The following is a 15,041-nucleotide window of genomic DNA, read 5'->3' as shown; positions in this document are numbered from 1 at the left end:
ATAATACTTTCATTTCAAGATGCGGTAATGATTTTGGATGCCTATGAATTGGTCAGTAGGTCGGCGTCCACCTTCTGCCGTATTTTTTCATTTTTCTTCGAAATAGTATCCTTACGGCGGTATACCCCAAGAAGTAATCCAATCATGGCATATTCAAAGATCAGATGAGTGCCATATCCAATGAAAGGAAAAGCAATGCTGATGATTGGAACCTTACCAGTAATTACTACAAGAGAATAAATCATCTGCAAAGACAATATCGTAGTGACACTCAAGATGATCATGCGACCATAATCATCCCGAATACGAGGGAGTATTTTCACCATACTACTTACAAACCAGAAAATACCTACCAACAAGAGTATGCCTGCAGACCAACCAAACACATCAATAAGCATTACACCGGGAAAATCGAAATAATTACTTTTGATCAGGTCAAACCGTGTATCTAGTCCATTGCCCCACCATCCGGCTGTTCGCACGATATCCATAATCGAATTATACATAAAACCATTTCCATTGGGGTCATCCTGAAGGTTGAACACGACAGAGAATCTATCCAAACGTCTGTATTCATCCATGAAAAGCAACAATATTAGTGACAGACTTCCAGTAGTTATTGCAGCGATGATCATATACAACCATTTACGTGTAATCCAGCCAAATAAAATTACAGATACGATACCAAACAATAACATGCGAACCCAATCCGATATTTGAAACAAGAGCACTGCCGGTAATGCCACCATTGCAATGTAACTTAGTATTGACTGTATACTACAACTTGTTCGAAGTTTATCCAGCATAATTGCACCTATGGCGAGAGGCAATATCCACATTGAAACCGTGGTTACATCAAGTACAAAGCCGAATGGTAATGACAAGTACCTGTCTACACCATTGTAGGCTGAAGATAGCATCGGATTGATCCACAACAGGGCATTGAACAAAATATAAATCCACCAGGCAGCTTTTTTCCATTTGCGGTAATCAAAGAAAATAAAGAAAGACATCATCATTAATCCAACAACGGTGTTTTTCACATGATAGCTGTATAAATATTGATATCTTGCTTGTGTCGTATTAGTCGTAAAAATCCACATCAGTATCAGACTGATTGTAGCCAAGACAATGATTCCAGACACTATGCCCCAATGCATACGATGGCGATGCAATCGGTGCATACTCTTGCCTACGACAGCGGGATCACCCATCTGTTCAATGGCATATGCAATTGCTTCTTCCTCTGTATAACCTTCTTGTTTTTTATCCAAAATCATCTCTTCCATGTGGTTTCCCAACTCATCACGCAGGTCGTTATGTACTTCGCGAGCTTTAACCTGAACACACATGTGATCAAGATAATGCTGAATTCGCTTATGTCGATTTGTCATGTCAGGCCTCCTTCCCCAAGCACCCGATCCACAGCTCTACGGAACATATTCCATTCTGCTTTTTTACTTTGTAAGGCCTCCATGCCCTTGTCACGAATCGAATAATATTTCCGTTTACGACCTTCAACCTCCATCCAGTACGACTCTACCCAACCTTCAATCTCCATAGCATGCAAAATGGGATATAACGTGCCCTCTTTCAGATTAAACACACCCTCGGATTGACGATGTAGTTCCTTGATTAATTCATATCCGTACAACGGTCGTTCCTGAAGCAGGGTCAGAATCAATGTTTCGGTACTGCCTTTAATCATTTGTTTGTTAACCTGCAACGCGCTCACTCCTTCCTTTTCAATTCATTTAGCAAGAGTTTTTAGATTTCGAAAAATACATTTTTAAATCTCTTCTTTTCACATACATCGGAAACCTATGCATAGAACAACTAGGTATGATATTACCTTATCCTTCCTTTTCTGTCTAGCCAACAAGCTTCTTTATTTATGTTAAAATAAACAAGTCCTTTCATTTTCTAATGACGAATCTATATATTTGTGTATTTTTCATTTACATATCCTATTTTTTGAATCTAATTAAAGGAGGCATTACATTCATGAGCAAACTAATTTTCTTTCTCGGTGGGGCCGGAAGTGGCAAGACCACACTAGCCAAAGCCCTTTCCCGTAAACATAAAGCTGCTTTCTTCGATATGGATATTCTGCTTCGTCCCGCGGCTGAGGCGATCATGACCCTTCAGGGACTTGATCCATCCGACCGAGATTCACCTGAATACAAAAGGTTGTGCCGTGATCTTGGGTACCGCATTACGATGGACGCCGCTCTGGATAACGTTCAGTTGGGTATCGATACGATCGTTGTGGGGCCATTTACCAAAGAAATCGTTACCCCTGACTGGATCGAGCAGGAACTCGCACATATTGGACGTTCTCTGAAAGATACGGATGTGCGGGTTGCCTATATTTATCTTGAGAATGAAGCGTTGTATCACAAACGGATCACAGCGAGACAATCCCCCCTAGATGAATGGAAGTTAGCTAACTGGGATGCCTTCACAGCTTCTCTCGTCCGTAAAGAAATAGCCTGGCCCCTCCCTGCTTCATCCGTCGCTTATATTGACAATTCCAGTGATGATCCTGCGATTGCCTATGCTGAACTTGAACGACGGATGTACGCGTAGTTTTATAAAATCTACTTCCCAATTCCTTTGCACGATGTCGCTTTGCATGGAAAATAAGAAGACAAAACAAAAAGAGGTATTTGTCGAGACCCCCGTTGGGTCATCATGACAAATACCTCTTTTCATATATTCAAGATTATTCAAAACTCACTCTTCATCCTCCACAATTGCGGGATCACGCAAAAAGGTTTGCGGAAGTCCTGCCATAATAAGTGCGTACTACGGAATCGCCATTACATTCAAACTGATAGATTATAGATGTACTTAAATGAAAGAGAACGAACATATCTCAACTCAAAGGAGAATTTCATGAAATCTCACGTAGCAACATGTCCAACTCGACAACAACAACACAGCTACAAATCAAATCCTAATTGGAAACGTGCCGTAGCCAACATCCTCCTGGTTGCATCTCTAAGTTTCACCACGATGACCAGTGTATCAGCTGAAAGCAGTCTCCCCCTTCATCAGGTAAGTCCTCAGGAAACTGAATCGTTCATCAATCAATTCTTCGCCCAACCTGAAGTGAAGTCTGCTCTGAAAGGTGCGGTAGTCACCGTTGTTCACGATCAACAGATCGTTTTGAATAAAGGATATGGTTATGCCAATGTGGAAAAACAAATCCCCGTCGACGCCGACTCCACTCTATTCCGTGTAGCCTCCATCTCCAAAACGCTGACAGCAACCGCTATTATGCAATTGACCGAGCAAGGTAACGTAAAACTTAATCAGGATATCAGCGCATACACAGATGGTCTTAATCTGACCAACCACACCGGAACAGCGTTAACATTGGAACATCTAATGACCCACACCAGCGGGTTTGATTTCACAGATGCAGCAACTATACCCAGGGAGTTGAATCATTCTTATCCGCTTGAGCAATTCATCCAAGACAACAAACCGTCCGTTGTTCGCAATCCAGGAGAAGTTTTCCGTTACGACAACTACGGCTATGCACTCTTGGGCTACATTGTTCAGAAACAGTCCAAACTTCCGTTTGAGACTTATGTACAACAGCATATATTCAACCCCCTTGATATGTCGGATAGCCATTTTACACTAAGCAAAGACACGCTGAGTAAACTCGCAACTCCTTATGGCGCTGAAGGACAAGAGCTTCCGCAATATCCCAATATACCGGACAGCTCCCCTGAGGGCGGATTAATTACAACTGGACGGGATATGGCCCACTTTATGCTTGCGCAGCTCAATCAAGGTTCGTACCAGGGTGCACGTATACTAGAACCGTCATCCGTCCAAGCGATGCAAACGTTGGATGTCTCCATACACCCGGATATACCTGGAACAGGTTACGGATTCGAATCCACCTATTCGCAGTATAATCATGGACGTAAAGTCGTGAGTAAAGCAGGCGATCTTGACGGATTCCACTCCAATCTGTGGCTGTTACCTAACGAGAAGACTGGACTATTTATCGTCTCCAACAGTGATGGACCAGATGTGCGAGAAGCGCTTTTCCAAGCATTTATGGATCATTTTTATCCGAGTAATGAGGTCCAAGATGTCAATTATAGCGTACCCGAGTCTTCACTTCGTACCTATGAGGGACTATATCGGGATATCCGCTTGCCCGCATGGTTGTATGATATTTCAGCAACAGAGAAAGGTCTTCAGGTTATAGATGCTTATGGCACTCACACCTTAACCCCCGTTAAGGACATGCTGTTCATGGATGAGGACGGAAAGCTTGCTGGTTTCAAAAAAAATCAGTCAGGTGAAATCACGTATTTCTATTACAACAAGTCAGATAGCTGGTCCGAGAAATTGCCAGAAGCCAGGCCTTATGAAGATGTGCCAGAAGACCATCCCTATGCTCCGTACATCTATCGCTTAACACAGATTGGCCTGTATCCCCAGGATCAATCCCTATTTGAACCAGAGAAGCCTGTAAGTCGTGGGGAGTTTGTAACACAGGTTGTGGGCATAAGCGGGATGTCCATTTCAGCTCAATCTCCAAAATTTAAAGATACCCAATCTAGTCCTTATGCCGCCTACATTCAGACTGCCCTTGAACTGGGCATTGTACAAGGTAATACTCGTGGATTGTTCCATCCCGAGCAAGCCATAACAAGGCAAGAGGCCGCGGTGATCATATCAAGAACGGCACAACAACTCCTTGGCGCACCTGCCGTAACTGCCGATCTCATCGGTTCACAGGATCGCTGGGCTGAAGAAGGTGTCCAGTTTGTAGTTGCTCTAGGTCTCTACGGTCCTGAAGTATCTGTATCCAGCACCGGTGCTGTGGATTATAGATCGAAGCAGCCTATGCTCAGGCAGGAATCATCAGTTTTGATGTACAAAATGTTAGGCACTCTGCTACATTAACATAGAGTGATGCTCGGCAAGCCATGTCATTGCTACATGGCTTGTTTTTCCACTTCATTTTACCAATGATGCATTTTATAAGAACGGATGATTTTACCATGCGACTAGGACTCTCATTACATAGATTCATGAAAACTAAATTTAATTTCGTGTGGTTTGTAACGATGTTGTGTTTTATACTGACAGCCACGTATATTCATATCTCTTCATTTATGAATCCTTATATCGGACTTTCGTTGACACCAAATGCCTCCAATTCTTGGGCAGTACATGATGTAGATCCGCAAGGTTTAGCTTATACATCCGGGATTAGATCAGGTGACACCGTTATCTCGCTGGAACCCGAAGGAGGAGTCCGCTTACTCCATCAAAAAGGTGTATTCTTAGTGACTGAAGCCTACACCATCGGCGTTGAGAATTCTCATGGTCAGGCATCCCAACATACAATGAAGCCTGGACCACGTGAATGGTTCAACATCGGCTTCTCATCCATAGTAGAATTATTGCTATTGTTGACCGGAACTTATGCCTTGTTTAGCCAACCGGGTTCACGAGTGATGCGCCTGTTCTACCTCCTTAACCTGTCCATGGCCATATGTATACTGACGATATACACATCCCAGTTGCCTTTATCCAATTATATTCTGGCCTTATGTGCCGCATGGTTACCTTACTGTCTAACTGCTTTTTATGTGTCTTTTGTGTTCCGTACCCACCTGCATCGTTTCCGGTGGTTACTATTCATCAGCAGAGGTATTGCAGTTGCCTACTCTACTGGCCTTGCCTTTCTGTACATCAAGCAGTGGATAATGACCGTTGTTCAGTTCAATCAAGGCATTACTACCGTCAGTACTCCTGTTGCACCGTCTGGTCCAACCAATCTGCTCAACTTTATTCTTTGTGCAACCCTTCTGATCTTAATCTGGATGACATGGGTTAATCGTAAAAGCTACAATCGCAAGGAGCAGAACCAGCTTTTGCTCATGTTAACAGGAATTATTTTTAGCCTGATTCCCTTCATTATCTGTTTTGCTATTCCAACCCTGCTTCAAGGTGAACCATTATTGCCTGTAGAGTACACATTAATTGGATTTCTGCCTTTATCATGGATGTTCACTTATGTACTTGTACAACGGAGTATGCTTGACCTCAAACTGGTTATGCCAAGATTGATGATTCATGGACTATATGCTTTAATCGTATTTTTACTGTTTCTGGCTGCTTCTCACCTGCATTCGTTAATTCATATCAGCTTGCTGTTTGTCTCGTTTTTGCTGATCACTTGGGTGTATCAGTACACGCTCACCCGCTCACGCAAGAAAAACAAACTTAACAAAGACTGGTTGGAACACCAGCAACTCCGGTTGACTGTGCGAATGGCTGAGCAGCAAAACATGCGGGACATGATTCACGTGTTTGCCGAGATGTTCCACAAGATGCTGGATATTGAAGGTGTAATTGTCATATGGATTGATGATAAACACAGATATTCTCAGGAAGGCACAGGGATTTTTGCTTCCATTCAGAATATCGATATTCAGGCGTTGGATATTGAAGTTTTACGACAGAAAGTTGATTTGGCGCAGGTTTGGGAGCTGTCAGGTGAACCCACCACGGAGACGATAGGATTTCTGGGCATTGGTCACAAAGAAAATCGCACCCTTTTTTCAGCAGAAGAGCAGGATATCATTGATAAAGGCAGGCTGGAAGCGATTCGAATGCTCGTCAATGGCAGACTCTTATCCGATCTGCAGAAGCGATACGAATACCGTGTAGACCAGACAGATCTTCATGAACACCAGATACGCCGCCATCGGCAGTTCAATGATATTATGATGGAAGCCCAACAGGCAGAGCGTATGAAAACCTCTTATTTCCTTCATGATCAACTGCTTCAAAACCTGATTTTCCTGTCTCGTGATTTGGAGGAATTACACGATACCGGAGAGACACATAAGGATCAAACGGCTGTTTGGCTGGAGTGCCTGTATGCTTCCCAGAGAGATATACGCCAATTGTGTGATGATCTCTACCCTCATATTATGGATCGAAGTGATCTTGAGGAAGCGTTGCAATGGCTCATCCGTACACTTCAAATGCAAAGTGGCATCAGAATGGAACTAAACTACAACGCCCTCTCTGAAGAGTTGAAGCACGAACCTCTGAAGTCCAACGTCTTTCGGACGGTCCGCGAACTCATTATGAATGTGATGAAGCATGCACAGGCGTCGTTTTGCTCCATTCAGGTACATACAAGGGATACTGACTTGATTCTACAAGTAGAGGATGACGGCTTGGGGTTTAATGTTCATACCACATTTGATACTGCAACAGGGCACTTCGGTTTGATATCCATACAAAGCAGCATTCAGCATCTCGGTGGAGAATTCACCATACATTCCAGTCTTGGCAAAGGAACCTCAATCAACATCCGTTTGCCTTTAACCAAAGGAGCAACTGAACAATGAACGAGCCAATCACAGTCGTACTACTTGATGATCACCCCCTGGTCATGGAAGGTCTCAACAACCGCTTAAACCGCGAACCCGGCATACAGGTACTGAAAACATTCAGCGATCCATTACTTTTTTTATCCGAAGTAGAGGCGTTGCGACCAGATGTTGTTCTGATGGATATCCGCATGCCCCAGCTTGACGGGTTCGAGGTTGTGAGAAGATTGAAAGATCAATACGGGTTATCCGTCAAAATTATATTGTTATCCGGATACAACTATCACGAATTCCAGTTAAAAGCTTATGATCTGGGCGTCCATGCCTACTTGTCGAAACAAGCAACGTATGGACAGATTATCAACGCCATTCACCAAAGTATGTTGGGACATGTTCTTATTCCAGAGACCATGTTATCCCCTAATCTGGAGGAGTCTCTCACAGCAACTGAACGGGAAGTACTTAACCGCATTGCACTGGAGATGACCAATAAGGAAATTGCACAGGATCTGGCGATCAGTCAACGTACAGTGGAGTATCATATAACCTCTATTACACAGAAATTTGGTGTTAAGTCCAGAATTGGTGCTGTAGTCAAAGGCTATCAGGCAGGGATTCTCGGTGACGTAACACTCCCTGAGAAACGCTAAAGCATGGAACATTTTACGAGAACAACAAAAGAGCGGCAGAACACCCTGTAATGCAACTTGAGGTTTGTTCTGGACTGCTCTATCTGTTGGTTTACTTTCCTATAAGGTGCATTCATGCTTGATGCGTGTGCTCCCTATCCGCGCTGACGTTCAGCAATACGAGCCGTGATTATTCCATGACTCTCATCAATCTCTTCCGGTGTGCACGCGGCTTTCAGCTCATATACTTTCACCGGAGAACGGTCGATAATATCCAAAAACGAATCAAAAAATGTCATGTCTTTACTATGGATGTATGGACACCAATGATCTGATAACCCTACGGTTTCATGAATATGCACGCCAACCACGTGATCAATCAACGCGTTAGCCTGACGTACATTATCGTACAGCCCCATTCGATCCATCATCATGCCGTGACCAATATCGTACCAGAGACCAAGCGGCGCGCCCTTCATTTGTCCAATAATCGTTCCCGCTTCGTTCAAAGTCGGCATCTGATAACAGCGTGAACGGGTCTCAATACCGAAATTCACCCCGTATCCCCGCTGCTCCGACAAGTTACATACCTCTTCCAGACTCTCCTGAATAAGGCTCAGGTAATGTGCGCTGCCATCTTCCCGCTTCTCCAGCATCTCTTGCCATAAAGATTGATATGCCGATGAATCCGGTCCTTGATAGTGGTATATCTTTTTCAACGCTTCATCTATATTATATTCAAACGGAACCTCACCGGGATGTACAACGACAGCCTTGGCCCCATAACGATGTGCGTACTCGGCTGAGCGAAGTAACAGCTCAATCGCCCGTTTGCGGCGTGGTTCATCATCGAACCCGAGCAGGACGGAATCCGTCCCGTAATCTGGATCAGCCACATGTGGAAATGTATTATGCACACTGGATACACCGATCTCTCCCCGTTCAATCATCGGTTCTATCGTCTGCAGCATCTCTTCCGTAACGTTGTAATTCAATTCCACCTGTCTGAACCCAAGAGACTTGATCTCTTCAATCATGCCTTGTCCGGTCGTATGACGTTTGATATTCCAACATGTTGAAAACGAATATTCCTGCTTGTCCGTATACATGATTGGTCCTCCTGTCTCTCATTCTATCGCCCATTCATATTCCATTTATCTCTATCTATATAAGTTGAACGAATAAACTTTACACTAGATCACTCCAATTGCAGTACCATCTTCCGATCGCTGTTATCCCCAGATTTTTTTGATCCCCTTCTCCAAAGGGAAAAATCCGGTGATAGCTTATGCTTCCGATGCAGCTTTCTTGCAGAAAGCTTTCAGGCGAACGCTCCGCTTCTTCAGATCGGTTCTCCACTCTTCGTTCTCGTGTAAATGTTCAGTTCATCTTATATACCTATTTATTCCTCATACCGTTGTCTTCACGGAGAGTCAATTCAAATCTCATCTTGTTTGCAGTCATCCCAGGCACATAACGATAGACGATCTCCGCATGATTCACGTAAGTTAACACGGATGGTTCAGGTGCTTCAGCCTTCACGGTACACGTAAGTCCTGGGAACTGCCATAACGCTGTTGTAATATCCTCCTGACGAAGGGATGGCCCTCTGATTTCAAAATAAACATCGATCTCTTCCACCGTATCCAGTTCCACATCAATGGTTAACGAATCTGGCGTGAGATCCGCGTCAAACGTCACTCCGCGCAGATGACTGTTCCAACCCTCGCCTACCTCACGGCGGATCAAGCGAAGATAATAACGCTCACCCGTCTCTGTCTGCCAGTGGATCGTAGCGGGATGCATCTGTCCGTTCGTATTCACACTCCCCGACATGGCCCCGATCATCCGATCCTCTCCGATCCAGGCTTTGGCCGTACACAAATTCCGATTGGACGTTGGATCATTACGCTCACACAGTTCCATGAACTGTTTCTGCACAAGCCGATCTTCTTGATGAGCCTTGAAATACGGCACGGCTTCCGCGGGCACATCTACCCCAAGGAGCGCAATCAATGGATCATGGCCTGACTCACAGTTGATGCCTGCCAGATATTCATACCCTTCACCAAGCAAAAGATAGATAAATACACCGATTGAACTATGTTCTCGCATCTCCATGTCGTACGCCCGAGAGAATGGGCCGGAGAGATTCTCCAGGTTGGCATTGTAATAAAGTGCAATGTTATTCCACAGCCCATGTTCAATTCGGTGTCCAATTTCAATCAAACGTTCCGTGAGTCCATACTTTCGATACATGCCAAGCACGGAGAGATCGACTCCGTAATAGGTTGTCGTATTGAACTCGGCGAATGTACCGTTGTATTGTTCAAACTCCTTCATCAATCCCTCCGCCTGTTCATCCGAATGCCGAATCCATTCTATCCGGTTCAAGCGGTGACCATAGTAGTGGGTGATGAAAATGTGCATCAACTCAATATTCGTATTCATTGGAATTACGTCGGATAATCTTCGTTCTACTGACCCTTGAACAGCCAGTTCCATCGCATGGTCCATCCGATTCATGAGGGTCTCCGGCATAAGTTCGGCGAATTCAGCAGTTACGACCACACAGACACAAGCGATAAACTCGCGCCAGTTGGGATCATAACTGATCCAGACCGGTGGCAGAACCTGATTCACTGCCGAATGAAACAATTGCTTCAGTTGTTTGGGATCTGCGGCCTCTGTGAGCAGAGAACCCTCTTCCTGTAGTTTATGGATAAACTGCGCAGACACCTTCTCAAAGGTGCGTTCCAGGAAATAGGCCGTGCCTGGCGCAAAAGATTTCCAAGCATAGTGACCCGCTGGTGGATACACATCATTGGGCCGGGTCGCGAAGGTTCCGTGATAGATCTCATCTGGAGCGTCATATTGAAAATTGAGCACCTTGTGGAACACCCGTATCGCGCGTTCCACATCACCAGGCTCATTTCGAATCAACAACCCGAGCGCATAATGCGCACTGGCTCGTGTGCTGTGCTGCGATGAATCCTCTTCTTCGAAACTCCGAAGCAGATCCAGTTCCTTATCATAGAAGCTATCCATCATCGTCATGGATTGATTTACAAGATACTGCTGCTCTTTCGACATCTTTTCTACCATTCGTTGTGTCATGTCATGCGCCCTCCCGAGACTATAGGTGCGTGTTCAAAAAGATCAGTTTTCAGTACCAAGAAGATGGAATTAAGCTAGAAATGGAGTTGCGGAGCGTAGGACAACTACGTGAGCAACTACAATGTTTCTGAAGGAAACATACTTCGTAAGCATCAACCTATTTCGGCTAAATTTCATATTCGATGCTGATGATGCCACTAGGCATCATTCGTAATCAAAAGTGAACTTTTTGAACAACCTCTATTAACCTTTTACAGCACCTACCATTACGCCACTGATAAAGTACCGCTGCAACCATGGATATACAAGCAGAATCGGTAACGTTGAGAATATAACGCTGGCTGCTTTCAAACTCTCAGGCAGGACTTGAACAGCACCAATGCCTTCGTTCTGCATCAATTCTGTAATCTGGTTTTGCTGAATCATCTGATACAATTTCAATTGCAAAGGGTATAGTTCAGGCTTCGTAATATACATGAGTGCATCCTGGAAACCATTCCACCGCCCTACCGCGTAGAATAGGCTCAGTGTTGCCATAACCGGAAGGGATAGTGGCAAAATAATGCGCATAAGTGTTCCAAAGTGGCTGCTTCCATCAATGCCTGCTGCTTCTTCCAGACTTTCGGGAATCCCTCTGAAGAAGGTAATGAGGATAATCATATAAAACGGACTAATCAATCCAGGCAGAATAAGTCCCCATGTGCTATCAAGTAGATGTAGATTTTTGATCAGAATGTACTCGGGGATAATGCCGCCACTGAAGAACATCGTCACCACAATGACAAGCATGAACCACTTGCGCCCTTTCAGATTGCTCTTCGCCAGTGGATAAGCTGCTGCAATGGTCATCACCATGCTTAGCACCGTACTCAGGACGGTCAGCCAAATGGTATAGATGAGGGAACGAATCATTGATCCATCTGCAAATACTTTGGTATACGCCTCAAAGGATAACTCTTTGGGGAAAAAGGAAACTTCTCCTGAACCGATCGCCCGGTTTGAGCTGAGCGAGATCGCAATAATATGAATGAATGGTGCAAGACACAGCACCATCGTAATGACAATAAGAATGACGTTTACCGTGTTGAATATTCGATTCGCCGTGTTTTCAGACATCCCACTCACTCCTTACAGATCATATGTGAATCAATCCACTACATAATGCTCTCATCGGTTAATTTCTTGGACGTATAATTTGCTCCGAGTATGAAGACAAGTCCAACTAATGCCTGGAACAAACCTACAGCTGTTGCGAGCGTAACTTGACCAGACTGTAAACCGACACGATAGACAAATGTGCTGAGCACATCCGAGTATTCACGTACAGCCACGTTACCGATTATAAAAGGTCGGTCGAAGCCGATAGAGATCATGTTGCCGACATTGATGATCAATAAGGTAACAATCGTTGTTTTGATGCCTGGCAAGGAGATGTGCCAGATTCTACGTAGCCGACTTGCTCCATCCACTTCAGCCGCTTCGTAGAGTTCCCGGTTAATGCCTGTCAGGGATGCCAGATACAGAATCGTACCCCAGCCTGCACTCTGCCACACGCCTACCGCAAGATACGTGAAGAGCCAATAATTTTTGTCTGAAAGGAAAGGTAATGGATCAAATCCCATGCTCATCAAGATATTGTTAATGAAACCAGATTGCGTACCGAATACCTGAAGTACGATCCCTCCAATAATGACCCACGAAATAAAGTGAGGAATGTACAGTAAAGTCTGTGCCAACTTTTTGAACCAGGCCTTCTTCAGCTCGAACAATAAGATGGCTAATATAAGTGGTGCCGGGAAGGAGACCAGTAGATCCAGCATGTTAAGCACTAACGTGTTGCGTAATGCCGTGTAGAATCCCTGATTTTGAAACACTTCTCTGAATGCATCCAAGCCAATCCACTCACTACCGGCGATCCCTTGAAAGAAGTTAAAGTCCTTGAACGCAATCTGCACGCCATACATTGGCCCATACTTGAAAATAATGAAGTAGATCATGGGCAGTAGGAGCAACGCATATAGTTGCCAGTTTCTGCGGAAATAGATGCTTGTTTTCATAAACCTTCCCCCCATGTCATTCAGATTCTTCATCAAGGCGATGTTGCCATCGCCCTAATGAAATCCCTGTTCTTTGTTGTCATACACATTAGATGTGATCTCTACTCTACTTATTTCATCGCTTTGTAAGCTTCTGTACGTTCATCCAGGATTGCTTGGCCACCGCTCGCCATGTAGTCCTTCATCATGCTGTCATACGTGGCTTCAAAATCAGCAGGTTTGGAAATGGTTGTTTTCACGAAGAACTCCATAAACTTGTCTTTCAAGCCGTTACCGTAGCGTGCTTCCGCCTCAATCGGTTTGGAGAAACGTACCGGTTGAATGGTGTCCGTGTTAGAGATCGCTACCGACTTGCGCATATCATCCCGATATTTCGACTCTACCTGAACGACATAGGCCTCTTCATTTTTCTTGTCATCCCCAACGTATTTACCGTTGACGATAATGGCAATGTCACCGGAATTATAGATACGGCCTGCAATTTCAGGAGAAGCATCATCTTTGATCAGTGGTACCCCATCCACAAGTTCATAGTTCTCGTTTTCAACACCGAATTGCAGGTCGAACAGGTTGTTGCCCGAAGCCATCCAATCCAGATACTTCATCGCGGCTTCCGCATTTTTGCTCGATTTCGGGATCATGACATACATCGCATTGGGTGCATATGCCGGTTTGGCGAATTTGCCCTCGGAGTTTTTGAATGCATCAATCGGTGTCATCACTGCACCAGGTTGATTGGTTTGCAGGTTTTTGTACGTACCGGAGATATAAATCTCCCCTGCATCCTCGGTGTAGAATCCAACTTTGCCGTTAGATACATCTTCCCACAGCTTTTTCTTGTCTTTATCGAGTCCAAAATCCTTGCTCATTAATCCTTCATTATATAGTGTGTTCATATATTTCAGAGCGTCCTTGAAACCAGGCAACAACGTTGGATAGTCATTGGAACCCAGTTGTTGCGTTAATGTATATTTCTGTTCTTCCGTCAGCGGTTCAATGAATGACCAGATTAGTGGTTCATATTGAGCCGAGGCAATGGACATCCCCATCGGGATAAGTCCTGTGCCAACCTTACCCGGATCTTTTTCCTTAAAGGCCTTCAGTGTTGTATGCAGCTCCTCAGCTGTCTCAGGTGATGGCAATCCGAGTGCATCCAGCCAGTCCTGACGAACATAGGATGCGTACTTGCCAAGTACAAGACGTTTACCTGGAACCGCGAACTGTTGTCCATCGTATTGACCGTAGGCCAGCGTTTCATCTCCCAGGAACTTCTTCAGGTTAGGACCACTTTGATTGATCAGATCCGTAAGTTCGGTCAGACCTCCTTGCTCTGCATACCGGTTGAATGTTCCCGAATCGTAGGTAAAGACGATATCAGGTACTTCAGAGCCACTCGCCATCAGAACGTTAAGTTTCTGTACTTCCTCCGAGCGTGGTACCGGAACAAACTGAACGTCGATGTTGTTTGGATCACCAAACTTCTCTTGAATGAAGCGAGTCAGATAACTGTCCGAAATGGTGTAGCCCGCCGGAGTGTTTCCCCGATCGAAGATTTCTACTTTCAAAGTTGTTTTTTCCCCCGAACCCGACTCTCCAGATGAAGATGTTGATTCGCTTCCCGACGAACATGCAGATAATAATAGAGTGAATGCTGTTACCACTGCGAGGATTGAACTTGCCTTGCCTGCCTTACGTCTTTGATATAATCTCATTTGACCTTTCCCCTTTCGCACACTCTCTGAATGGATTCACATGATTGCCACTCCACTTTGTTCATCCCATTTTGTTGCACCTGTGAATGTCACTAATCATTACATACGATCTGATATTTAGACAATAAACTATTTTCA

Annotated in this window: 11 protein-coding genes; 4 read left to right on the top strand and 7 right to left on the bottom strand. The window is 44.5% G+C overall.

Annotated features, from left to right (window positions below):
• Window positions 1-41 precede the first annotated feature (41 nt).
• Together CXK86_RS14755 and CXK86_RS14750 are read right to left on the bottom strand one after the other, a co-directional pair.
• Entirely contained in the window at window positions 42-1,394 is a 1,353-nt protein-coding gene (locus tag CXK86_RS14755) for an FtsW/RodA/SpoVE family cell cycle protein (RefSeq protein WP_076249548.1), read from the bottom strand.
• Complete coding sequence (locus tag CXK86_RS14750) at window positions 1,391-1,726, bottom strand: PadR family transcriptional regulator (RefSeq protein WP_074094807.1); 336 nt, start codon at window positions 1,724-1,726, stop codon at window positions 1,391-1,393. Before CXK86_RS14750 ends, CXK86_RS14755 begins: the two co-directional genes overlap by 4 nt.
• 278 nt (window positions 1,727-2,004) lie before the next feature.
• On the opposite strand from CXK86_RS14750, the gene CXK86_RS14745 reads away from it, so the two are divergent.
• The 4 genes from CXK86_RS14745 to CXK86_RS14730 all read left to right on the top strand — a co-directional run bounded on the left by CXK86_RS14745 (window position 2,005) and on the right by CXK86_RS14730 (window position 8,038).
• Window positions 2,005-2,589, top strand: coding sequence for a P-loop nucleotide/nucleoside kinase family protein (locus tag CXK86_RS14745; RefSeq protein ID WP_101313961.1), 585 nt, complete (start codon window positions 2,005-2,007; stop codon window positions 2,587-2,589).
• Window positions 2,590-2,898: 309 nt separating this feature from the next.
• A complete protein-coding gene (locus tag CXK86_RS14740) occupies window positions 2,899-4,938 on the top strand; it encodes a serine hydrolase domain-containing protein (RefSeq protein WP_180361770.1) in 2,040 nt (679 codons plus the stop codon).
• Window positions 4,939-5,066: 128 nt separating this feature from the next.
• A complete protein-coding gene (locus CXK86_RS14735; protein ID WP_180361769.1) occupies window positions 5,067-7,406 on the top strand; it encodes a sensor histidine kinase in 2,340 nt (779 codons plus the stop codon).
• Entirely contained in the window at window positions 7,403-8,038 is a 636-nt protein-coding gene (locus CXK86_RS14730; RefSeq protein WP_101313958.1) for a response regulator, read from the top strand. The genes CXK86_RS14735 and CXK86_RS14730 overlap by 4 nt, the downstream gene beginning before the upstream one ends.
• 134 nt (window positions 8,039-8,172) lie before the next feature.
• On the opposite strand, the gene CXK86_RS14725 is transcribed toward CXK86_RS14730, so the two are convergent.
• The 5 genes from CXK86_RS14725 to CXK86_RS14705 all read right to left on the bottom strand — a co-directional run bounded on the left by CXK86_RS14725 (window position 8,173) and on the right by CXK86_RS14705 (window position 14,903).
• Window positions 8,173-9,126, bottom strand: a complete 954-nt coding sequence (locus CXK86_RS14725; RefSeq protein WP_101313957.1) for a sugar phosphate isomerase/epimerase family protein — start codon at window positions 9,124-9,126, stop codon at window positions 8,173-8,175.
• Window positions 9,127-9,415: 289 nt separating this feature from the next.
• Window positions 9,416-11,134 (bottom strand): hypothetical protein, encoded by a 1,719-nt coding sequence (locus CXK86_RS14720; protein WP_101313956.1) that lies wholly within the window; start codon window positions 11,132-11,134, stop codon window positions 9,416-9,418.
• A gap of 243 nt (window positions 11,135-11,377) precedes the next feature.
• Window positions 11,378-12,250: a carbohydrate ABC transporter permease gene (locus CXK86_RS14715; RefSeq protein ID WP_047842693.1), complete on the bottom strand. Its 873-nt coding sequence runs from the start codon at window positions 12,248-12,250 to the stop codon at window positions 11,378-11,380.
• Between the two features lie 38 nt (window positions 12,251-12,288).
• Window positions 12,289-13,191, bottom strand: a complete 903-nt coding sequence (locus tag CXK86_RS14710; protein ID WP_017688833.1) for an ABC transporter permease — start codon at window positions 13,189-13,191, stop codon at window positions 12,289-12,291.
• A gap of 110 nt (window positions 13,192-13,301) precedes the next feature.
• A complete protein-coding gene (locus CXK86_RS14705) occupies window positions 13,302-14,903 on the bottom strand; it encodes an extracellular solute-binding protein (RefSeq protein WP_101313955.1) in 1,602 nt (533 codons plus the stop codon).
• Window positions 14,904-15,041: the final 138 nt, after the last annotated feature.

The organism is Paenibacillus sp. BGI2013 (genome assembly GCF_002843485.1).
Classification (GTDB): Bacteria; Bacillota; Bacilli; order Paenibacillales; family Paenibacillaceae; genus Paenibacillus; species Paenibacillus amylolyticus.
Note: the sequence above shows the minus strand (reverse complement) of the source record. Positions and strands in the feature narration are given on the sequence as shown.

What these genes read in the sequence shown, in the direction of transcription:
- CXK86_RS14755 (WP_076249548.1), bottom strand. Translation starts at nt 1,394, where the DNA reads ATGACAAATCGACATAAGCGAATTCAGCATTATCTTGATCACATGTGT.
- CXK86_RS14745 (WP_101313961.1), top strand. Translation starts at nt 2,005, where the DNA reads ATGAGCAAACTAATTTTCTTTCTCGGTGGGGCCGGAAGTGGCAAGACC.
- CXK86_RS14740 (WP_180361770.1), top strand. Translation starts at nt 2,899, where the DNA reads ATGAAATCTCACGTAGCAACATGTCCAACTCGACAACAACAACACAGC.
- CXK86_RS14735 (WP_180361769.1), top strand. Translation starts at nt 5,067, where the DNA reads ATGAAAACTAAATTTAATTTCGTGTGGTTTGTAACGATGTTGTGTTTT.
- CXK86_RS14730 (WP_101313958.1), top strand. Translation starts at nt 7,403, where the DNA reads ATGAACGAGCCAATCACAGTCGTACTACTTGATGATCACCCCCTGGTC.
- CXK86_RS14725 (WP_101313957.1), bottom strand. Translation starts at nt 9,126, where the DNA reads ATGTATACGGACAAGCAGGAATATTCGTTTTCAACATGTTGGAATATC.
- CXK86_RS14720 (WP_101313956.1), bottom strand. Translation starts at nt 11,134, where the DNA reads ATGACACAACGAATGGTAGAAAAGATGTCGAAAGAGCAGCAGTATCTT.
- CXK86_RS14715 (WP_047842693.1), bottom strand. Translation starts at nt 12,250, where the DNA reads ATGTCTGAAAACACGGCGAATCGAATATTCAACACGGTAAACGTCATT.
- CXK86_RS14710 (WP_017688833.1), bottom strand. Translation starts at nt 13,191, where the DNA reads ATGAAAACAAGCATCTATTTCCGCAGAAACTGGCAACTATATGCGTTG.
- CXK86_RS14705 (WP_101313955.1), bottom strand. Translation starts at nt 14,903, where the DNA reads ATGAGATTATATCAAAGACGTAAGGCAGGCAAGGCAAGTTCAATCCTC.